The 20,051-nt window shown below is 68.0% G+C and carries 20 protein-coding genes; 12 read left to right on the top strand and 8 right to left on the bottom strand.

Going from position 1 to position 20,051, the window contains the following annotated elements; all coding sequences use genetic code 11:
• The first annotated feature begins 31 nt into the window (after positions 1-31).
• The 5 genes from ACSMFO_RS07745 to ACSMFO_RS07725 all read left to right on the top strand — a co-directional run bounded on the left by ACSMFO_RS07745 (position 32) and on the right by ACSMFO_RS07725 (position 3,829).
• A complete protein-coding gene (locus ACSMFO_RS07745; protein WP_436457698.1) occupies positions 32-592 on the top strand; it encodes a TetR/AcrR family transcriptional regulator in 561 nt (186 codons plus the stop codon).
• The gene (locus tag ACSMFO_RS07740) at positions 589-1,194 is read left to right on the top strand and encodes a transglutaminase-like domain-containing protein (RefSeq protein ID WP_436457696.1); all 606 of its coding nucleotides are present in this window, start codon (positions 589-591) and stop codon (positions 1,192-1,194) included. The genes ACSMFO_RS07745 and ACSMFO_RS07740 overlap by 4 nt, the downstream gene beginning before the upstream one ends.
• A 149-nt stretch (positions 1,195-1,343) precedes the next feature.
• Entirely contained in the window at positions 1,344-2,390 is a 1,047-nt protein-coding gene (locus tag ACSMFO_RS07735; protein WP_241832803.1) for a hypothetical protein, read from the top strand.
• A 40-nt stretch (positions 2,391-2,430) separates the two neighbouring features.
• A complete protein-coding gene (locus tag ACSMFO_RS07730; protein ID WP_016337711.1) occupies positions 2,431-3,069 on the top strand; it encodes a hypothetical protein in 639 nt (212 codons plus the stop codon).
• Positions 3,070-3,136: 67 nt separating this feature from the next.
• Positions 3,137-3,829 carry an HD domain-containing protein gene (locus tag ACSMFO_RS07725; protein WP_436457694.1) on the top strand — a complete coding sequence of 231 codons (693 nt, stop codon included), beginning with the start codon at positions 3,137-3,139 and terminating at the stop codon, positions 3,827-3,829.
• A 4-nt stretch (positions 3,830-3,833) separates the two neighbouring features.
• Here the strand turns inward: ACSMFO_RS07725 and ACSMFO_RS07720 are convergent, their stop codons facing one another.
• The 7 genes from ACSMFO_RS07720 to ACSMFO_RS07690 form a co-directional block, all read right to left on the bottom strand.
• Positions 3,834-4,430, bottom strand: a complete 597-nt coding sequence (locus ACSMFO_RS07720; RefSeq protein WP_436457693.1) for a hypothetical protein — start codon at positions 4,428-4,430, stop codon at positions 3,834-3,836.
• Positions 4,431-4,551: 121 nt separating this feature from the next.
• On the bottom strand, positions 4,552-5,202 hold the full coding sequence (locus ACSMFO_RS07715) for a class II aldolase/adducin family protein (RefSeq protein ID WP_436457692.1): 651 nt from the start codon (positions 5,200-5,202) through the stop codon (positions 4,552-4,554).
• Between the two features lie 2 nt (positions 5,203-5,204).
• Positions 5,205-6,653 carry an FGGY family carbohydrate kinase gene (locus ACSMFO_RS07710; protein WP_436457691.1) on the bottom strand — a complete coding sequence of 483 codons (1,449 nt, stop codon included), beginning with the start codon at positions 6,651-6,653 and terminating at the stop codon, positions 5,205-5,207.
• On the bottom strand, positions 6,650-7,684 hold the full coding sequence (locus tag ACSMFO_RS07705) for a 2-hydroxyacid dehydrogenase (protein WP_436457690.1): 1,035 nt from the start codon (positions 7,682-7,684) through the stop codon (positions 6,650-6,652). Before ACSMFO_RS07705 ends, ACSMFO_RS07710 begins: the two co-directional genes overlap by 4 nt.
• Before the next feature lie 37 nt (positions 7,685-7,721).
• Positions 7,722-8,177, bottom strand: coding sequence for a ribose-5-phosphate isomerase (locus ACSMFO_RS07700; RefSeq protein ID WP_037335333.1), 456 nt, complete (start codon positions 8,175-8,177; stop codon positions 7,722-7,724).
• A complete protein-coding gene (locus ACSMFO_RS07695) occupies positions 8,178-9,863 on the bottom strand; it encodes a dihydroxyacetone kinase family protein (protein ID WP_436457689.1) in 1,686 nt (561 codons plus the stop codon).
• Positions 9,860-10,546, bottom strand: coding sequence for an HAD family hydrolase (locus ACSMFO_RS07690; RefSeq protein WP_436457688.1), 687 nt, complete (start codon positions 10,544-10,546; stop codon positions 9,860-9,862). Before ACSMFO_RS07690 ends, ACSMFO_RS07695 begins: the two co-directional genes overlap by 4 nt.
• 77 nt (positions 10,547-10,623) lie before the next feature.
• Between ACSMFO_RS07690 and ACSMFO_RS07685 the strand changes: the two genes are divergently transcribed.
• The 4 genes from ACSMFO_RS07685 (at position 10,624) to ACSMFO_RS07670 (ending at position 15,125) form a co-directional block, all read left to right on the top strand.
• A complete protein-coding gene (locus ACSMFO_RS07685; RefSeq protein WP_436457687.1) occupies positions 10,624-11,250 on the top strand; it encodes a histidine phosphatase family protein in 627 nt (208 codons plus the stop codon).
• On the top strand, positions 11,247-12,041 hold the full coding sequence (locus ACSMFO_RS07680; protein ID WP_436457686.1) for a DeoR/GlpR family DNA-binding transcription regulator: 795 nt from the start codon (positions 11,247-11,249) through the stop codon (positions 12,039-12,041). The genes ACSMFO_RS07685 and ACSMFO_RS07680 overlap by 4 nt, the downstream gene beginning before the upstream one ends.
• Positions 12,042-12,354: 313 nt before the next feature.
• Positions 12,355-13,689 (top strand): MFS transporter, encoded by a 1,335-nt coding sequence (locus ACSMFO_RS07675; protein ID WP_436457685.1) that lies wholly within the window; start codon positions 12,355-12,357, stop codon positions 13,687-13,689.
• Positions 13,686-15,125 carry an FGGY-family carbohydrate kinase gene (locus ACSMFO_RS07670; protein ID WP_436457684.1) on the top strand — a complete coding sequence of 480 codons (1,440 nt, stop codon included), beginning with the start codon at positions 13,686-13,688 and terminating at the stop codon, positions 15,123-15,125. Before ACSMFO_RS07675 ends, ACSMFO_RS07670 begins: the two co-directional genes overlap by 4 nt.
• A 4-nt stretch (positions 15,126-15,129) precedes the next feature.
• On the opposite strand, the gene ACSMFO_RS07665 is transcribed toward ACSMFO_RS07670, so the two are convergent.
• Positions 15,130-16,089, bottom strand: a complete 960-nt coding sequence (locus ACSMFO_RS07665; RefSeq protein WP_436457682.1) for a hypothetical protein — start codon at positions 16,087-16,089, stop codon at positions 15,130-15,132.
• A gap of 123 nt (positions 16,090-16,212) precedes the next feature.
• Here ACSMFO_RS07665 and ACSMFO_RS07660 point away from each other — a divergent pair, with 123 nt between their 5' ends.
• From ACSMFO_RS07660 to ACSMFO_RS07650, 3 genes are read left to right on the top strand one after another with little or no spacing between them, the layout of a single operon-like run.
• Complete coding sequence (locus ACSMFO_RS07660) at positions 16,213-17,442, top strand: DUF445 domain-containing protein (RefSeq protein WP_436457680.1); 1,230 nt, start codon at positions 16,213-16,215, stop codon at positions 17,440-17,442.
• A 50-nt stretch (positions 17,443-17,492) separates the two neighbouring features.
• The gene (locus ACSMFO_RS07655; protein WP_038520776.1) at positions 17,493-18,719 is read left to right on the top strand and encodes a DUF445 domain-containing protein; all 1,227 of its coding nucleotides are present in this window, start codon (positions 17,493-17,495) and stop codon (positions 18,717-18,719) included.
• Positions 18,720-18,768: 49 nt separating this feature from the next.
• Positions 18,769-19,992, top strand: coding sequence for a DUF445 domain-containing protein (locus tag ACSMFO_RS07650; RefSeq protein WP_436457678.1), 1,224 nt, complete (start codon positions 18,769-18,771; stop codon positions 19,990-19,992).
• The last annotated feature ends 59 nt before the right edge of the window (positions 19,993-20,051 follow it).

Raw genomic sequence — 20,051 nt, 5'->3', positions numbered from 1 at the left:
GCAACGCAACGGTGCGTTGTATTCTCGGGCGGTGAGCACTCGGAACGGCCCTCGCAAGGCGGAGGCGATCTTCGCCGCGACCCTCGAACTCCTGGCGGAGCACGGCTACGACAAGCTCGCCATCGAGGCCGTCGCCGCCCGGTCCGGTGTCAACAAGACGACGCTGTACCGCTGGTGGCCGTCGAAGGACGCGCTCTTGGCCGCCGCGTTGCGCGATTCGGGCCTGTTCGCCGTCGACGTCCCGGACACCGGCAGCCTGCGCGGCGATCTTGTCGCCGTGGCAACGCAAATCCATCGTTTGCTGACTTCGGAGCGCACCGCGCCGGTCGTCACGGCGGCCTTGACAGCGGGCCCCCGACGCCCGGAACTCGGTGACGTGGCAAGGAGTTTCTTCGCCGACCGCATGGCGCGCGAGGAGCCGATCTTCGAACGCGCCACCGCGAGAGGCGAACTGCGCGCCGGCGTCGATCCGGTGCTGATCATGGATCTGCTGGCGGGGGCGATCTGGTTCCGGTTACTGCTGCGCGGCGGCGAAACCGGTCCGAAATTCCTCGAAGAAGTCGTCGATACAGTACTGGGCGGTGCCGCGTGAAAATCACGCTGAAGATCGAATCCGAACGGCTCGAAGATTATCTCGCCGCCGACGCGATCATCGATCACGATCATCCACTGATCCGCGAAACGGCTGACAGCCTGTCACCGACCGGCGGCACCGAAGTCGACGTGATTCGTTCGATGTTTCACTTCGTGCGCGACGAGATCGACCATACGGTGGACGCCGCCGATTCCCGCGTCACTCTTATGGCCTCCGAGGTTCTGCGCGAGCGGGTCGGGCTCTGCTACGCGAAGGCCCATCTGCTGGCCGCTTTGCTTCGCAGCCAAGGCATCCCGGCCGGGTTCTGTTATCAGCGGATCGGCGTCCTGCACGGGCTCAACGCCGTGTACCTCAGTGGTCCGGACCGGTGGATCCGACTGGACCCGAGGGGCAACAAAAACGGCGCGGACGCGCACTTTCCTTTCATACGAGCGAGTCAGCCGGAAGACGAACGGCTCGCCTGGACGCTGGACCCGTCGAAGGGCGAGATCGACTTCCCCACCGTGTACACCGCACCGTCTTCGGCCGTCGTCGAAACCTTGTCGTCCGCGAAGCCCGGCCCGGCGTGGTACGAAGGAATCCTTCCGCACGCTCCGTGAGTGGTTTTTCCGCGATCCGGCGAAACCTCCGATGCGAAACCGGCATCGCCGAGCGTCACATTCGTTGTTGGTCCCTTTCCCCCGATTTTCTTATTTCGACATTGTCACGATGCGCGTAGAGTAACTCCCCGCACTCGAACAGATACGCACTGCGTTCGTCCGTTCGGGTGCTGATCAAGGAGGTGACCCTCGTGCCCGCGGAAGCCGACCGGCTCCGCCGTACCCCGTTGCAAGAGATCTTCTGGACCAGGACGAGTCTTCTGCTCACCGTACTGGTCGTCGTCGCGGGCCTCAGCCTGTGGATCTCCAGCATGATGGATCCCGGCGCCGGCAAGACACTGCTCACCTCACTGGGCACCGGCACCCTGATCTCCGCGGTGGTCGGCTTCGGCCAGACCCTGATCACCGCCACCGCGTCACAACGCGCGATGGTGACCCCGGTGATCGAGGAAAGCCGACGAGCGCTGGAAGCGCTCAGCGCCGAATACCGTTCGCTCAACAAGGAATTCTTCCCCACCCACGTCTTCGAAGCGACCACCGATCCGGATCCGTTGTTCAACCGGGTCATGACCGAAGACCTCGACGTGGCCAGGCACTACTTCTTCCGCGGGTTCTCCGGCAGGCACGCCGCGGCCCGATTGCTGTTGTCCCGCACCGAAAGGGAACTCCGCGTGGTCATCGCCGATCCTCGCGACGAGGGCGCGATCGGTGGCAGGGCGCGTTATCTCCTGCGCAGCGAAGAAGCGGGCATGGACTACGAGACGATCCGGTCGCGGCTCAACGACGAGATCAGCATCGGCCTGGTCGGGCTGTTCCTGGCCCGCAGCCGGTGCTCGCTGGTGGACATCACCGTCGTCGCCGACCCACCCTTGGACCGGCTCGAAGTGTTCGACGAGAGCGTTTGGGTGACCTTGTACAGCGACATCCGCGGCGCGACCACGTTGTATCCGCGAACGCTGCGGTTCAGCGAAGGATCCTTCCTGTACAACAAGGAACGCTCCGAGTTCCTGCGCGTGTCCCAGTCGCGGTCGGGGCGGCACTTCCGCATCTCCACCACGACGACGCGGGCGGATTTCCTCGCCCTGTACGAAAAGATCACCGGCTCTCCCCTGACCGAAGAGAACTTCCTCGAACTGGAAGGGAAATTCCATTCCTTCCGGAAGGAGTTCACCACACTCGCCGAGTTGAACCCCTGACCTCTCGGCGTCGCAGAGCACTAGATTTGAGGAGCTGAAGTTGCTCACTCGCTTGTCCCCCCTCACCCAGCTCTCCGCGCTGCTCCGGACCACGGACCTGCCGCTGGCGCAGCACTGGCGGATCGTCGACGGGATCTTCCGCGACTGGACGTCGAGACCAGAGTTGCGCGACGATCTCCGACGGCATTTGGATTCGCTGAGCCCGGACGAGGCGAGCGCGGTACTCGAGCGGTCCCGGGAGACCACCACCCATTTCGCCTGGTGCCTGCTCGATTGTCCGACAGATCCTTTTTCGGTCTGGCTGCACGAGTACAAGGCGCCGGAGGACTGGCGTGAGGGGTACGCCGATTCCGTGCACAATCACAGATACCACTTCTGCACCACGATCCTCCGTGGCAACTACGTCCACGAACGTTATTCGACCCTGCGCGACCAGCTTTCCGGATTGATCACATCGGTTCGGTTACGACGTAGCACGCTGTGTCAGACCGGGTCGGTAGGCGTCATGTACGCGGACGAGTTCCATCGGATTCCCGAGGCCACCGAAGGGACTATGACGTTTTTGGTGAAATCACGCCCCGTGAGCGAGTTCAGTCTTTCCTTTGACCCGAAGACCGGGACAGGGCATCGTCACGTTCCGGTTGAGGTCCGATTGGGGGATCTCGCCGGCCGCATCTAACTACACACCGCCGTCGAAGGCGCATACCATTACTCCACCCGTCTCCTGAACGGGATCGGAGAGGTGTATGCGCGCGCGAAAGAGCACGATTCCTTCCCACACCATTGACGCCGTCGAACAGCACGTCCGGAGACTGTGCTGGCGTTATGCGGACAAACTGCAGTTCCACGGCTGGCACCACGTGAGTTTCGTCCGGGCCAAGGCCGCGGGGTTCGCCGACCACAACGGCGCGGATCGCACCGTCGTCGAAGTGGCGGCGCTGGTGCACGATGTGAACTACATCGTGCTCCGGAACTCCCCCGCGGCGGCCGGACGAGACCTCCGGATGGACATCCTGCGGGAATGCGGGGTCGAGGAGAACGTGGGCCGATGGATCGACGAGATCATCGACGAAGCCGAAATGGCCACCAGAGGCCGCCACATCTCGCTGGAAGCCCAGGCGTTGAGCGACGCCGACACGCTGTTCAAGGCGCTGCCGGTGACGCCCGTCGTCCTCGCCCACCGCTATCTGCGGGAGAACGGGTTGAGCCTCCGCGAACTGGCGCACAAGATCGTCGGCGAACAACGCGACGTCCACGACAGTGGCTATTACTTCTACAACCCCAAAGCAGCGGAGAACTACTCCCGCTGGGCGTTGGCGAATCTCCAGTTGTGGCAATGCATCAAGGAAGCCGTCGACGATCCGACGGTCGTCGAGCTTCTCGACGCGGTGCACGCCGTGGACGCCACGGACTTCGAGGCCGAGCCCGCGGCGTCCTAGGCCGTCAGCGAACGTGCCGGCGCCTCCGCCAGTACGCGAAGCAGACTGCCGCCAGCAGCGGTCCCCACAGCAGGAGCGGGGCGTAGGTGACTTCGAAGAAGGCGAGTTGCCAGCCGTGCAGCGCCTTGGTGGGGTAGTCGGCCGGAAGTGGGTCGCCTTGGATGGTGAGGCCGGACATCTCGGTGACATAGGCGGTGGTCCACAGAACGGTCAGGATCGCGGCGCCGAGGGCGGCGGGCACGATGGCGGCGAAGGGCCGCACTCGGCGGCCGCCCAGCAGCGGAATCCAGCGTGGGAGGACCTCGCCCCAGGCGGCGATCAGTCCGATGGCGGTGAACGCCAGCAGTTCCGAGACGACGGACAGGCCGACGATGTACACCGGCCCCGGCAACCACGACGGAAGCTGGCCCGCGCCGTGCGTGGCGTCGTCACCGATGTGGAAGACGACGGTCATGATCCGCCACAGACCGGAGGGCAGCACGACGAAGGGAATGGCGTAGGCGGCGATCCGGGCCCACCGGGGGACTCCCGGCACCGGGGCGTGCGCGTTGTGCCAGGCGGCGCGCAGTCGCCCGGGCGCGGTGGGGTGGTGGACAGTCATGCGTGCTCCTCGGACCATCGGATGCCGATCACTTGATCGGTTCCCACGATCACAGCCGCCGCTGCCCGTTGGCGTCCCTCGCCGGTTTGAACCCGGTCCGTCGCTTGGGGGAAGGCGTGGCCTAGCGCTGGCCGTAGCCGCGGAGCTTCTCCACGACGTGCTCGATCTCGTCGGGCGGGAGCAGGTTCGGCGTTCCGGCCGCGCGGGCCGTCAGCCACACCTGGCAGACCCACTCGAGCTGTTGCGCGCGGCTGTACGCCGAGCCGAGGCTGTCGCCGAAGGTGGTGGTGCCGTGGTTCGCCAGCAGACAGCCCCGGCGGCCGTCCAGCGCCTCCAGCATGGCTTTGGCGAGTTCTTCGGTGCCGTACGTCGCGTAGGGCGCCACGCGGGCTGTCGGACCGATCGCGGCGAGCATGTAGTGGATCGGCGGCACCTCGGTGACGAGGGTGGAGACCGCCGTCGCGTGCACGGAATGCGTGTGCACCACCGCGGAGATCGGCTTGCCGTCCGGATCCGCCGCCTGCCGGTACACCGTGAGGTGCATCGGGAGTTCGCTGGTCGGTTTGAGCGTGCCTTCGACGATTTCGCCGTCCAGGCCGACCACCGGGATGTCTTCCGACCGCAGCCCGGCGTAGTCGACCCCGGTCGGGGTCACCGCGACCAGCTCGCCCTGCCTCGCGGAGACGTTGCCGGAGGTGCCGACCACGAGCCCGTCCGCGGTCATCCGGCGGGCGAACTCGCAGACCGCCAGGCGTTCTTTGGCCAGGATCACCGTCACAACCTCCAAAGTCCGCGGGCCGCGGCCAGTGAGGCCTGATAGTCGGCATAGCCCTGCTCGTAGAACCCTACGTTCTCGGGCCGGACCTCGACGACGCGCGCACTCTCCGCCCAGAGTTCGCGGTCGACCGGCTCGCCGAGGGCGTCCGCCGCGACGATCACCGCGCCTCGCGCGCCCACCCCGGGATCGCCGGGGATCACGATGGGCCGTCCGAGAACGTCGGCGAAGATCCGGGTCCATTCGAGCGACCGGACCCCGCCGCCGCACGCGTACAACGTGCCGGTGAGCCCGGCCGCCTCGAAGCAATGCCTCGCCGCGTAAGCGATCGACTCGCACAGCGCCCGGACGATGTCCCCACGTTCGCTCTCCAGGCTCAGCCCGGAGAACTGGGCCCTCGCCGAAGCGTCGACGAACGGCGCCCGCTCACCGGACGCGGAGAGGAACGGAAGCGCGCGGACCCCGCCCGCGCCGGGTCCGCTCGTGTCGAGCAGCGAGCCGATCTCCTCGACCTCGATTCCGAACAGGCGGCACATCCAGTCGATCCCGGCGGTACCGACCATCGCCGGCATCGCCCGCAGGAACTCGCCTTCTTCCGGCGTGCAGAGGAACATCCCGGCGGGCTCGCCTTCCGGATCGAACTCCGCCGAGTCCGTCAGGACCTGGCAGGCGAGGGTGGTGCCGGCGGTGAGGATGCCGTCGCCCGGCCGTCGTACACCGGCACCGATGGCACTCGCGGGCAGGTCGAACGGCCCCGCGGTGACGGGCAGCCCGACCGGAAGCCCGAGCAGTCCGGCGCCGCGTTCGTCCAAGCGGAACACGGTCTTCGGCGCCGCCGGCTCCGCGAACAGGTTCCGGCGGTGGGAGAGACCGACGGCCGCGATGGCGTCTTCGTCGTACCGCCGGGTGGCCGGGTCGAGGAACGGCAACGAAGCGTCCGACGCGTCGACCGTGATCTCGCCGGTCAGCCGCTGGAGTACCGCGTCGACGCAGTAACCCGCCACCGCCGCCCTGTCCAGCGACTCCGGTTCATGAGTGTCCAAAAAGGACATGATGGCCGCGGCGCAACCGGGGAACATTCCCGACGCGGTACGGCGGAAAACCTCCCTGGCCACTCCGCCTGCCTGCCACTGGGCGAGCAACGAGTTCGCCCTGCCGTCGAGCCAGGAGATCGCCGGGCGCACGGCCTCGCCGGATTCGTCGCGCAACCACAGCCCGTCGCCCTGACCGGTGAGGGCCAATGCGGTGACCGGACCGTCGAGCCCGGCGGCGACCTCGCGCACCACCGTCGCCACGGTGCCCAGCACCTGATCGAGATCCTGTTCGACCAACCCTCCCGGCAGGTGGTGCACCTCGGACGTGGTGCACGCGCTCGCCACGGACATCCCGGCCTTGTCGAAGACGACCGCCTTGGTCAGTGACGTGCCGATGTCGACGCCGATGATCATGGCCGCAGGACCTCGGGGTTCGCCAGATTGGCGAGTGCCTCCCCGCGCGCGTACCGGCCGACTTCGGCGGCGACGATGCTCGCCGCCCGCTCCGCCGTCTGCCTGCTGGCCCCGGCGAGATGCGGTGTCGCGATCACGTTCGGCGCGTCCCGCAACGCCCAGTCCGCGGGCGGGGGCTCGACGTCGTACACGTCGAGCGCGAGCGCGCCGAGCCGTCCCGAGCGCAGTGCTTCCGGCAGCGGAGAGTAGTCCAGCAGGCCGCCGCGCGCGGTGTTGACCAGCACGGCGCCTTCCGGCAGCAACGCGAGTTTGGCGGCGTCGATCAGGTGCCGGGTCTCCTCGGTGAGCCGGGCGTGCAGGCTCACCACGAAACTGCGGCGCAGCAGGTCGTCCAGTTCGACGAGCTCCGCCCCGTCCGCGCTGATCCGGGCCGGGTCGGCGAACGGGTCCGAGACCAGCACCTTCGCACCGAACGCGACGAGCACCTTGGCCACCCGCGCACCGATCGCGCCGTACCCCACCAGGCCGACGGTGGTCCCGTCGAGTTCGAGACCGGTCTGGTCGTAGGCGTAGTAGTCGCCGCGCCAGGTGCCGCCCAGCAGTTCGGCCGAGGACGTCGAGATCCGGCGCATCGCGGCCAGGATCATCCCCACCGCGAATTCGGCGGCGGCACCGGCGTTACGGCCAGGCGCGTACGTCACCGCGACACCCGCTTCGGTGGCCGCCGCGAGATCGACGTTGACCGGGCCGCCCCGGCACACCGACACGAGCTTGAGCCCGGGTGCGGCCGCGAACACCTGCTTGGTGAAGGGCGCCATCTGGGTCACCGCGACCTCGGCTCCGGCCAAGGCCTCGATCACCTGCTCCTCGGTGCCGCTGGCCTCGTGGACGTTCGCGACCGGGCCGAACGGCTCCACCGGCCACGGCAGGGTCAGTTCCGAGAATTCGTGCCCGGCGCCGACCTCGGCACGGACGGCGTCGGCCAGCAGGCCGGTGCCGACGAAATGGTCTCCCGCAGCGAGTATCCGCAACTCTGCGTCCTCTCTCCGTGCCCGTGTCGGGCCGCGTTCAGTGAGCTTGCTCGTATTCGGTGATGTGCGCGACCTTGCTCGCGCTGGCCGATGCCGGGTCGAAGCGATGGCCGACCCATTCGGCGACGATCTTCTTCGCCAGCTCCGGACCGATCGCCCGGGCGCCGAAGGTGATCACCTGGCAGTCGTTCGATTTGACCGAACGCTCGGCGGAGTACGAGTCGTGCGCGACCGTGGCCCGGACACCGGGGACCTTGTTCGCCGAGATCGCCATGCCGATCCCGGTCCCGCAGACCAGGACTCCGCGATCCGCCTCACCCCGCGCGATGGTCTCCGCCGCCGCCAAGCCGAGCAGTGGGTACGCCTTGTCGTCGGACCCGTCGGCCACGCCGAGGTCGGTGACCTCGTCCACCCGGTCGTCGGCGAGGAGCAGGTCACGCAGCTGGTCCTTGAGTGCCACCCCGGCGTTGTCCGCCGCCACCACGATCCGCATTCAGTCTTCCTTTCCGAGAGCCTGGCCGACCGCGGTGACGAGCAGCGCGAACGAGGTGGCCCCGGGATCGGGGTGCCCTTCGCTGCGCCTCGCCAATCGCGCCGCCCGGCCTTTGACGGGCAGCAGGTCCGCCGTGGCCTCGGCCGCGCTCACCGCGACCTGGGCCGCCTTCTGCCAGGCCTGCGGGACGTCGGCGCCCGCCTCGGCCTGTTCGCGCAACGCCAGCCGGAACGGCTCGATGGCGTCGAGCATGGTCTTCTCGCCGGGCTCGGCCTTGCCCAGTTCGACGAACGCCTTCACCGCGCCGTCCACCGCGCCGGCGAGTGTTCCCGCGGTGACCTCTTCGGCCGCCAGGCCACCCAGTCCCGCACCGGTCTCGGCGAGCAGGACGCCGTACAGCGCGCCGGACGCACCTCCCGCCGCGTCGGCGAACGCCGTCCCGGCGGCCAGGAGCGCGGTGGACAGCGAGTCTCCGTCGCGCCGAGCGGCGGAGACCGCGGCCCGCATGCCCCTGGTCATCCCCAGTCCGTGATCGCCGTCGGCCGCGACCGCGTCCAACCGGCCGAGTTCGGCTTCGTTGGCCTCGATATCGCGCAGAGCCGCGGTCAGCGCTCGATCCACGATGCCCTGCCCCGGCTCGGCCTCCGCCAGTAGAGCGTCCACTGTGGACTCCAGCGGTACCTGTGCCAGCGCGGCACCGGTGCTCCGATAGCCGGGGGTGTCGCAGGGGGCCGCGTAGAGCTCGGCGAGTTCGTCGTCGAGCACCAGGATCGACAGCGAGACACCCGCCATGTCGAGCGAAGTGACGAACTCGCCGACCTCGGTGTGCGACGGGCTGAGCCCCGCCGCGGCGAGCCGCTCGTGCACCCGGGTGTAGGTCGCGAACATCTCCTCGTATTTGGTGCGGCCCAGCCCGTTCAGCAGGACCACCACGCGTCCGTCGCCGGCGGGCAGCTCCGGGAGGAGACCGTCGACCAGCTCGTCGGCCAGCTCCCGTGCGCTCAGCCTGCCGACCGTGCGGACGCCGGGCTCGCCGTGGATGCCGAGCCCCAGCTCCATCTCGCTCTCGCCGACGGTGAACAGCGGAGCGGACGCGCCGGGCAGCGTGCACCCGCCGAACGCCACGCCGAACGTCCGGGTGTTCGCGTTCGCCTTCTCCGCCACCGCGTGCACGGCGGCCAGATCGTCACCGCGTTCGGCTGCGGCGCCCGCGATCTTGAAGACCAGGAAGTCGCCCGCGACACCGCGACGCCTTTCCGGCGCGTCGGCGGGACCGCTGGCGATGTCGTCGGTGACCAGGATCGTCCTGCTCTCGATGCCCTCCGCGGCCAGCCTGCGCGCGGCGAGCCCGAAATGCAGCACGTCGCCCTGGTAGTTGCCGTAGCCGAAGAGCACGCCCGCTCCGCTCTCCGCGGCCCGCGCGGTGCGATAGACCTGCTCGGCGCTCGGGCTGGTGAACACGTCGCCCACCACGGCTCCGTCGGCCAGACCGGGACCGACCAGCCCGGCGAACGCGGGATAGTGCCCGCAGCCGCCGCCGATCACCACCGCGACCTTGGGTTCGGATTCTTCCCGGCGCAGCACGCCATAGGCGCCGGGAACCTTGCGCACCGAACGCCCGTAGGCCGTGACGAACCCGTCCAGCCAGTCGCGTTTGAACGTCTCCGCGGCTCCCAGGACCGTCATCGCCCGCTCGCTTCCGCGAATTCACCGGACAGGTACGCGAGCAGCTTGCGGCGCACGTCGTCGTTGTTCTCCGCGACCTCGGCGGCCAGCTCCAGCGCGTCCGGCTTCGGCGGGTACACCGGATTCGGCAACGCGATCACGGTGAGCCCGGCCGCGGCGGCGGCGCGGATGCCGTTGCTGGAGTCTTCGACGCCGAGGCATTCCTCACCGGACCGGCCGAGCCTGGCCGCGGCTTCGAGATAGACGTCCGGGCTCGGTTTGCCCCTGGCGACCTCGGCGCTGGAGACGGTCGCGGCGAACTCGCCGGTGAGCCCGTGCTTGGAGAGCACCGCGTCGATCACCCGGCGGGCGGCCGACGACGCCAGCGCGACCGGCACCTTCGCGCTCACCTCGCGGACCATCTCCCCGGCGCCGGCCAGGAGGGGCGCCTCGCCCGCCTCGATCGCGGCGATCATGCCGTCGACCACGGCACGCTCGACCTCGGCCGCGCTTTCCGGGGTGCCGGACCGCTTCGCGAGATACGCGGCCCATTCGGGCGCGCTCATCCCCTGCACGGACGCGGTGTCCTCGGCGGTCCATTCGGTGCGGTGCCGGGCGGCGTACGCCACCCAGTTCTCCTCCCAAAGGTGTTCACTGTCGACGAGGACACCGTCCAGGTCGAACACCACCGCGGCGAGTGCCATCCGGCATCTCCTTTCACATCGATGCTGTTAAGTTAACATCGATGATGTGATCTGGACAAGCCCCGAGGAGGGATCGCGTGGTCGCACGGTTGTTATTGGCACGGCACGGCCAAACGGAATGGCATGCCGAGAACCGGTACGCGGGCAGCAGTGACGTCGCGCTGACCGAGGAAGGTCTGCGGCAGGCGGACGAGCTCGCCGGATTCGCCGCGGCGGCCGAGCCGTCCGCCGTGTTCTGCTCGCCGCAGAGCCGGGCACGGCGCACCGCGGAGCCGTCCGCCAAGGCCTTGGACCTGCCTTTACGGGTGGTCGACGAGCTGCGTGAAGTCCACTTCGGACTGATGGAAGGGCGCACCAGGGCCGAGCTGGCGGAGACGGATCCCGCTGCGGTGGCAAGGTTTCTCGCCGATCCCGTGAGCGGCGCGTTCCCCGGTTCGGAGCCGCCCGCCGACGCGGCCACCCGCGGAGCCGGCGCCTTGCGCGGGATCGCCGCCGAGACACCGGGCGAGACGGTGCTGGTCGTCGCGCACAACACCTTGATCAGGCTGACGTTGTGCGCACTGCTCGGCATTCCGCTCGAGAACTACCGCACCGTGTTCCCGCGGCTGGACAACGCGGCCGTCACGGAGATAGAGATCGACGGCACGCGCACCGGCCTGCTGCGCCTCAATCAGCCCGCCCGCACGCGATACTGGACGACATGAGCGATGAGAAGACGGCCGGTGCGAGCGCGCACTCTCGTAACACGCGTCAGCAGCTGATCACCGAACACGTCTTCACAACCGGCTCCGCGAGCATCTCCGAACTGGTGGAACTCACCGGCGTCAGCACCATGACGGTGCACCGCGACGTCGACGAACTGGCGCGGCGCGGCCTGCTCCGGAAGTACCGAGGCGGCGTGTCGGCCATGCCGTCGACGGTGTTCGAAAGCAACGCCGACTACCGGATGAACGTGCATTCGGAAGAGAAGATGGCCATCGCCGCGCACGCGCTCGCGCGCGTCGAGCCGGGGATGTCGATCCTGCTCGACGACTCCACGAGCGCGCTCGCGCTGGCGAAGATGCTGCACCGCGTCACCCCGCTGACCGTCGCGACGAACTACCTCGGCGCCATCGAACTGCTCAAAGGCGTTCCCGACCTGCGGCTCATCTGCATCGGCGGCGACTACTCCGCGACCCACGACTCGTTCCTCGGCATGCAGAGCCTGGAGGCGATCGAGCGGATCAACGTCGACGCGACCTTCGTTTCGACCTCGGCGATGAACACGCGGATGACGTTCCATCAGGAACCGGAGATCGTGATGCTGAAGCGCGCGATGCTGGCCAGCGCCCGGACGAAGGTGCTGCTGATGGACCACAGCAAGACCGAACGCGCGGCGCTGCACCGGCTGGCGCCGTTGAGCGACTTCGACGTGCTGATCGTCGACGACGGAGTGGAAGAGCACCTGGCCGAGGAGATGCGGAGCCAGGTGGAAGTGGACCTCGCGGAACTCTGAGGAGCCGCCTGCCGCGACCTGAAGTACGTGAAGGCCCCCTTCATTGCGTCTAGCGCAGTGAAGGGGGCCTTCACGTACTTCAGGGTCTGGCGGATGGCCCAGGCACTCATGGACCGAAGGCGCGTTGCGAAAGCCACTTTCGCAACCTTCAACGTTGCGAAAGTGGCTTTCGCAACGCGTCTTCACCCGGTCACTCACGCCGCAGGACCGACCCGGGCGCGCGAGGCTAACACGAAAATCCACCGATGTAACATCTTGAAAGTTAAGTTAACACGATCCATGATACGCTGAACACGACGTCATGGAGGCGTGCATGAACCAGGTAACACCGCCGTTATCGCGATCCGGGAGCGGGTTCGCCCGCGTACTGAACCGTTGGGGCCTGCCCGCCCCGCTGTTCCTCGGCTACGCCGGGCTGCTGCTGTTCATGATCGGCGACGGGGTCGAGTCGGGCTTCATCGCGCCGTTCATGGCGGACAACGGCGCGGGCACCGAGATCAAGGCTTCGTACGTGATCACCGTGTACGGCGTCGCCGTGATGCTGGCGTCGTGGTTGTCGGGCGCGCTGTCGGATCTGTGGGGCCCGCGTCGCGTGATGATGATCGGCCTGGCCATCTGGCTGGTGTTCGACGTGCTGTTCCTCGCGGTCGCGGTATCGGGTGAGAACTACCCGTTGATGCTGGTGTTCTACGGTCTGCGCGGGTTCGGCTATCCGATGTTCGCGTTCGGTTTCCTGGTCTGGATCACCGCGGTGGCGCCGGTCGCCAGGCTCGGCGCGGCGGTGGGCTGGTTCTACTTCGCCTTCACCGGCGGGCTTCCGACGCTGGGCGCGTTGGTCGCGAGCTTCACGAACCCGGTGCTGGGCCAGTACGGGACGCTTTGGGTGTCGGTGGCGCTGCTCGCGCTCGGCGGGCTGCTCGCGATCTTCGGTGTCCGGCAACGGACCGGGTACACCCGGCTCGCGCCGCCGGACGTGAAACCGGTGCAGAGCCTGGTTTCCAGCGTGTCGATCGCGTGGAAGAAGCCCCGCGTCGGCGTCGGGATGCTCGTCCGCGTCATCAACACCGCGCCCGAATTCGGGATGCTGGTGTTCTTCCCGACGATCTTCATCGAGGAGATCGGGTTCGGGGAGAGCCGCTGGCTCCTCCTGGTCTCGGTCATCTACGGCACGAACATCTTCTTCAACCTGATCTTCGGCGTGCTGAGCGACCGGATCGGCTGGCGCACCACGATCTTCTGGTTCGGCGCGATCGGCTGCGCGATTTCGATCCTGTTGCTCTACTTCGTCCCGATCGCCATGGGCGCCGAGTACTACTGGCTCGCCCTGCTCGTCGGCGCGCTGTACGGCGCCACGCTCGCCGGGTTCGTGCCGATCTCGGCGCTGCTCCCCTCGCTCGCCCCGGAGAACAAGGGTGGCGCGATGGCCCTGCTGAACCTGGGCGCGGGCGCGGCGGCGTTCGTCGGGCCGGCGATCGTCAGCGTGTTCCTCGGCCCGCTGGGCGCGGCCGGCGTGGTGATCGTCTTCGCCGCGCTGTATCTGGTCGCGGCGGTCATGGTGCGCTACCTGAAGCTGCCCGATGAGACGGCGAAGGCGATCGAAGAGGACAAAAGTCTGCAAGAAGTCGGAGAGAAGGTCGTCACCACGTGAGCCAACCCGTCACGATCGGCATCGACGTCGCCACCGCGGGGGTCCGAGCCCTCGCGGTGCGCGGCGGCACCGTCCTCGCTTCGGCCGCCGGGCCGCTGCCCGCGCCGGTCCGCGACGGCCGCGGACACAGCGAGCAGGACGCCCGGTCCTGGTGGCCGGCGGTGAAGACAGTGCTGGCGAAGGTCACCGGCGAGCTGCCGGGCAGGGGCGGCGAGGTCGCCGCGGTGGCCATCGCCGCGACGTCGGGGACGATCGTCGGGGTCGACGCGTCCGGTGAGCCGGTCACCCCCGCGCTGATGTACGACGACAGGCGGGGTGCGGAACTCAACCGCGAGGCCACCGCCCTCGGCGCGGATCGCTGGCGGCGGCTCGGTTCCGGCGTGTCCGCCACGGCCGCGCTCGGCCGGATCGCCTGGCTGGCCGGGCACGTCCCCGACGTCGCCGGGATCCGCCACACCCCCGATCTGATCGCCGCGGAGCTCACCGGCGGGCCGGTGGCGGCCGATTGGTCGCATGCCTTGAAGAGCGGTTACGACCCGCTCGCCCTCGAGTGGCCCGCCGAGGTCTTCGAGGCGTTGGGCGTGCCGGCGAGCCTGCTCCCCTCGGTGGTCGCGCCGGCCACCGTGCTGGGCGAGGTGGCCCGTCCGGTCGCCGGACTCCCGGCGGGCTGCCCGGTCGTGGCCGGGATGACCGACGGTTGCGCCGGCCAGCTCGCGGCCGGCGCGGTCGCTCCCGGGAGCTTCGTCGGGATCCTCGGCACGACGTACGTGCTCAAGGGAGTCACCGAGGGGCTGGTGCCGGATCCGACGGGGGCGATGTACAGCCACCGTCATCCGGACGGCTGGTGGCTGCCCGGTGGCGCGTCGAACACCGGCGGCGAGGCCGTCGCCGGGCAGGATCGCCTTCCCGAACTCGACGCGGCGGCGGCCGAGCTGGGTCCGGCGAAGGTGGTCGCGTATCCGTTGCGGCGCAAGGGCGAACGCTTCCCGTTCGCCAGCCCGGACGCGGAGGGCTTCGTGTCGGGTGAAGCGGACGAGGTGGAACTGCACCGGGCCAGGCTGGAGGGGGTCGCCTTCCTCGAGCGGCTGGCGTTGGACCACCTGCGCCGCCTCGGCGTCACGGTCACCGATCCGCTGCTGGCGGCGGGCGGCGGCAGCAGAAGTCCTTTGTGGACACGGATCAGGGCGACCGTCACCGGCCTCGGCCTGCGGGTGTCGCCACAGGCGGAAACGGGTTACGGCGCCGCGCTGCTCGCCGCGGCGGGAGTCCTGCCGGGCGGGCTCACCGAGGCGTCCGAAGGGCTCGGCGGGGGAACGCTGGTCGAGCCCGACGAGCGCGAAAGTGCCGTGCTCGCCGAGTCGTACCAGCGATTCTGCGCCGAGCTGCACACCAGGGGCTGGATCGACGACGAGCTGTTCGCCGTCGTCCGGCGTTAAGCGATCAGGAAGGGCGTGGGCCGTTGGATTTGGTGGGAGCGGGCTTCGGCGCGGCCTCCGGCTTGGGTGCCTCGGCGGCATCAGGGGCGGGAGCCAGCAGCCGGATGGCCTCCTGGACGGCGGCGTCCGTGGCGGAGAGCCGATCGGAGACCTTCGACCGGAGTTCCAGCGCGAGCTTCCGGGCCTGCTGGGCTTCGGCCTGCTGGGTCTTCGCGTCGGTGAGGGCCTCCGCGACCTGCTCCTGCTTCGCGGCGATGTCCTCCGCCGAAGACTTCTCCGCCTTGGCGATCTTCTCCGCGGAGATCCGCTCGGCCTCGGCACGCTTGGCCGCCGACACCTGATCGGCTTCCGCGATCTTGTCCGCGGACGCCTTCTCGGCCTCCGCGCGGCGAGCCGCCGAAGCCTCCTCGGCCTTCTTGTCCGCGGCGGCGCGGGCCCGGACGCTCTCCATGTCCAGTTCCTTGCGCTTCTGCGCCGCCTCGGAGTTCAGCCGCTCGATCTCCGCCTTGGCGTCGGCGAGCAGCTTTTCCCGCTCGGCCTGCGCGTCCTTGGCCGCCTTCTCGCTCGCGCGCTGCGTCTCGTGGGCGTACTTGTCCGCTTCGGCCCGGGTCGATTTGGCGTCGGCTTCCGCGGCGGCCTTGAGGTCGGCGATCTCCTCCTCGGCGAGCTGCATCATCATGCGGACGCGTTCGGCCATCGCGCCGGCGCCGGACGGGCTCGAACTCATCCGCACGAGGGCGGCCTTGGTCTCGTCCAGTTCCTTCTGGGCGTGGCCGAGCGCCTTGGTGAGTTCACCCGCGGTCGCCACGGCCTCGTCGCGGCTGCGTGAGGTCTGCTTGAGTTCGGTCGCCAGTTCGGCGAGGTGCTCGTCGACCTGACGCTTGTCGTAACCGCGGACAGAGCCCGCGAACGGGGACGATTTCGCTGAGGGCGCCTGAGGCGCCGTCTTCTCAGGAGCGACCATGGCGGCCACCTTAATGAGCTGGCACCCGTCGGGCAGTACCGCCAAACGGCTGCACTCGGCGTGCGGTGGACCGATCACATGGCATCCTGCATTGTTGACAGGTCGTAAGCAGCGGAGGCCCGGTTGGACATCTCGGCGATCCTCGAAGACATCCGCGAGCATTGGCACGTCTACGCCACGATGCCCTTCATCGCCGCGCTCATCGGGTACATCACGAAACGCGTCGCCATCGAGATGATGTTCCGGCCGCTGGAGTTCGTCGGGATCAAACCGTTCCTCGGCTGGCAGGGGGTCATCCCGGCCAACTCCCGCCGGATGGCGACCACCGCCGTCGACCTGCTGACCAAGAACCTCGTCGATCCGCAGGAGATCTTCTCCCGGCTCGATCCCGAGGAAATGGTCAAGGAACTCGAAGAGCCGCTCCTCAAGGCCGTCGAGGACGTCACCCGCGAGGTGATGGAGCAGTACCAGCCCAGACTGTGGGAGCTGCTGCCGACACGGGCGCAGCGCATGCTGGTCGATCAGGTCCGCTCGCAGGCGCCGAAGGTCGTAGCGCGGCTGATGCGCGAGGTGTCGACGAACATCGACGAGGTCCTCGACGTCAACGAGATGCTGATCAACTCGATGGTCCGCGACAAATCGCTGACCTGCCGCCTGATCAAGGAGGTCGCGACCCCGGAGCTCCGCTTCATCGCCCGGTCCGGCATCTGGTTCGGCTTCGTCATCGGCCTGATCCAGTTCGTCGCGTGGGCGTTGACGAAACAGCCGCTGATCATGCCGATCTTCGGTTTCGTCACCGGGTTCGTCACCGACTGGCTGGCACTGAAGATGATCTTCTACCCGCGTGAGCCGCGCCGGTTCCTGTTCTTCAGCTGGCAGGGCATGTTCCAGAAACGCCGCCAGGCGGTGGCCAAGGACTACGGCGCGCTGATCGCCGACGAGGTCCTCACCGTGCGGAACGTGATGGAGGCCGTGCTCACCGGGCCCAAATCGGACAAGCTGTTCGCGATGATCACCCGCGAGGTGCAGCGGACCATCGACGCGCAGGCGAGCATCGCGAAACCGTTGGTGGCGCTGACCGTCGGCGGGGTCCAGTACCAGGAGATGAAGAAGGCCGCGGCGGAAAAGGCGATCGCGTATCTCCCCGAAACGGTGAAACACGTGGAGAGCTACGCCACTGACGCGCTCGACGTCCGCAACACCATCGTCACGAAGATGCAGCAGCTGACCCCGCTCGAGTTCGAGGGGATCCTCCGTCCCGCCTTCCAGCAGGACGAATGGAAGCTGATCGCGGTCGGCGCGGTGATCGGCGGGCTCGTGGGTGAACTTCAGGTCCTGTTACTCCTCCATTGAGGACCGGCGGCTAGGTTGCCCTTCAAGCAAGACGCGGGAGGGGCTCGGAAGTGGACGCCGTCATCGCCGATCTCGGCGAGCACTGGCCGGTGTACGTCACCATGCCGTTCGTCGCCGCGCTGATCGGCTACGTCACCAAACGCGTCGCCATCGAGATGATGTTCAAACCGGTGGAATTCGTCGGTGTCAAACCGTTCCTCGGCTGGCAGGGAGTGCTGCCGGCGAACGCGGAGCGGATGGCGGCCACCGCCACCGAGATGCTGACGAACAACCTCGTCGACCCGAAGGAGATCTTCGCCAGGCTCGACCCGGCCCAGGTGGCGAAGGAGATCGAGCAACCGCTGCTGCGGATCGTCGAGGACGTCACCCGCGAGGTGATGGAGCAGTACCAGCCCAGACTGTGGGAAGTACTGCCGAACACCGCCCAGCAACTACTGCTCAAACGCGTGCAGGCCGAGGCGCCGCGCGCGATCACGAAGATCATGGGCGAGATCTCGGAGAACATCGAGGACGTCCTCGACCTCAAGCACATGGTCGTGACGAACCTGGTGCGTGACAAGGCCTTGCTGAACCGGTTGATCCGCGACATCTCGCGGCCGGAGATGCGGTTCATCGCGCGGTCGGGGATCGTGTTCGGGTTCTCCCTCGGCTGTGTGCAGCTGCTGGTGTGGGCACTGACGAAGTCGCCGATCGTGCTGCCGCTGTTCGGTATCGGCATCGGCTGGTTCACCGACTGGATCGCGCTGAAGATGATCTTCCTGCCGCGCGAGCCGAAACGGTTCTTCGGCTTCTACACCTGGCAAGGCGTGTTCCAGAAGCGCAAGGACCAGGTCTCCGCCGACTACGGCGACATGATCGCGCGCGAGATCATCACCATCCCGAACCTGCTCGAAGCCGTGCTGAGCGGCCCGAAATCGGACAAGCTGTTCGCGATGATCACCCGTGAGGTGCAGCGGACGATCGACGCGCAGGCGAGTGTCGTGAAGCCGTTCGTCGCGATGGCCGTCGGGAGCAGGCGGTTCCAGGAGATGAAGCAGACGGCGGCCGCGAAGGCGGCGGCGCGGATCCCGGAGACGATCCGCCACGCCGAGAGCTACGCGGTCAACGCGCTCGACGTCCGGAACACCATTGTGGACAGAATGCGGCGGCTGAACCCGCTCGAATTCGAGCAGCTGCTGCGCCCGGCGTTCCGGCAGGACGAGTGGAAACTGATCGCCGTCGGCGCGGTGATCGGCGGCCTTGTCGGTGAACTTCAGGTGCTTCTACTGCTTCACTGAAGGCCAACCGATACGGTTTCCCCTTCCCTGAGCGAAGCGAGGAGGTCGTGTGGACGCCGTCCTGGACGACCTCGCCCGGCACTGGTGGCTGTACGCCGCGATCCCGTTCGTCGCCGCGCTGATCGGCTACGTCACCAAACGCGTCGCCATCGAGATGATGTTCAAACCGCTCGAGTTCGTCGGGATCAAACCCTTCCTCGGCTGGCAGGGCGTGGTGCCCAAACACGGCGGGCGGATGGCCGCCGTCGCGACCGAGTTGCTGACGTCGAATCTGCTGGACGTCAAGGAGGTCTTCCGCCGGATCGATCCGGCGATCATCACGCGCGAGATCGAGCAGCCGTTGCTGCGGGCCGTGGACGAGGTCGCGCGCGAAGTGCTCGAAAAGCACCATCCCAGGCTCTGGGAGGTCATGCCGACGATGGCGCAGGAACTGCTGATCAAGCAGGTCCAGGCGTCGACGCCACGGCTGGTGCGCGAGTTCATGGAGGAGATGACCGAGAACCTCGACGAGGTGCTCGACTTCCAGCACATGACCGTGCAGCGGCTCACCAGGGACAAGAAGCTGCTCGTCCGGCTGATCCGCGAGACGTCGCGGCCGGAGATGGCGTTCATCGCGCGCACCGGGATCTACTTCGGCTTCGGGCTGGGCATCGTGCAGGCGTTCGTCTGGGCGCTGACGAAGGAGCCGTGGGTGCTGCCGATCTTCGGTGGCTGCATCGGGTTGTTCACCGACTGGCTGGCGATCAAGCTGATCTTCGTGCCGCGCGAGCCGGTGCGGGTCGGGCGGGTGATCCTGCAGGGCAAGTTCCAGCGGCGGCGGGCCGAGGTCGCGCGTCAGTACGGCGAGATGATCGCGAACGAGATCCTCACCGTGCCGAACCTGCTCGACGCCGTCCTGCGCGGGCCGCGGTCGGATCGGCTGTACGCGCTGGTCGAACGGCTGGTGGCGCACGCCGTGGACGAGCAGGCGAGTGTCGCGAAACCGATGGTCGTGATGGCCGTCGGCGGGCAACGGCTGCAGGAGATCAAGCAGGCGGCCGCGCGGAAGGCGCTGGAGCGGCTGCCGCCGACGATCCGGTACGCCGAGGGCTACCTGACCGAGGCGATGGACGTCGCGAAGATCGTCGAACGGCGGATGCTGGGGCTGACGCCGCTGGAGTTCGAAGGGTTGCTGAGGCCCGCGTTCCGGCAGGACGAGTGGAAGCTGATCGCGGTGGGTGGGCTCATCGGCTTCCTGGTCGGTGAGCTGCAGGTCCTGCTGATGCTGCACTGACCTGCGTTTAGCGGGCTAAACGCGATCCGGGTTCTCCAGCCAGCCGGATCGCGTTTAGC

The sequence above is a fragment of the Amycolatopsis sp. w19 genome, assembly GCF_051373225.1.
GTDB lineage: Bacteria > Actinomycetota > Actinomycetes > Mycobacteriales > Pseudonocardiaceae > Amycolatopsis > Amycolatopsis japonica.
This window is presented reverse-complemented; position numbering and strand designations above follow the sequence as displayed.

Excerpts from the sequence above, each read along its gene's own strand:
- ACSMFO_RS07725 (WP_436457694.1), top strand. The coding sequence starts at position 3,137 with ATGCGCGCGCGAAAGAGCACGATTCCTTCCCACACCATTGACGCCGTC.
- ACSMFO_RS07720 (WP_436457693.1), bottom strand. The coding sequence starts at position 4,430 with ATGACTGTCCACCACCCCACCGCGCCCGGGCGACTGCGCGCCGCCTGG.
- ACSMFO_RS07710 (WP_436457691.1), bottom strand. The coding sequence starts at position 6,653 with ATGATCATCGGCGTCGACATCGGCACGTCACTGACCAAGGCGGTCGTC.
- ACSMFO_RS07700 (WP_037335333.1), bottom strand. The coding sequence starts at position 8,177 with ATGCGGATCGTGGTGGCGGCGGACAACGCCGGGGTGGCACTCAAGGAC.
- ACSMFO_RS07695 (WP_436457689.1), bottom strand. The coding sequence starts at position 9,863 with ATGACGGTCCTGGGAGCCGCGGAGACGTTCAAACGCGACTGGCTGGAC.
- ACSMFO_RS07690 (WP_436457688.1), bottom strand. The coding sequence starts at position 10,546 with ATGGCACTCGCCGCGGTGGTGTTCGACCTGGACGGTGTCCTCGTCGAC.
- ACSMFO_RS07680 (WP_436457686.1), top strand. The coding sequence starts at position 11,247 with ATGAGCGATGAGAAGACGGCCGGTGCGAGCGCGCACTCTCGTAACACG.
- ACSMFO_RS07675 (WP_436457685.1), top strand. The coding sequence starts at position 12,355 with ATGAACCAGGTAACACCGCCGTTATCGCGATCCGGGAGCGGGTTCGCC.
- ACSMFO_RS07665 (WP_436457682.1), bottom strand. The coding sequence starts at position 16,089 with ATGGTCGCTCCTGAGAAGACGGCGCCTCAGGCGCCCTCAGCGAAATCG.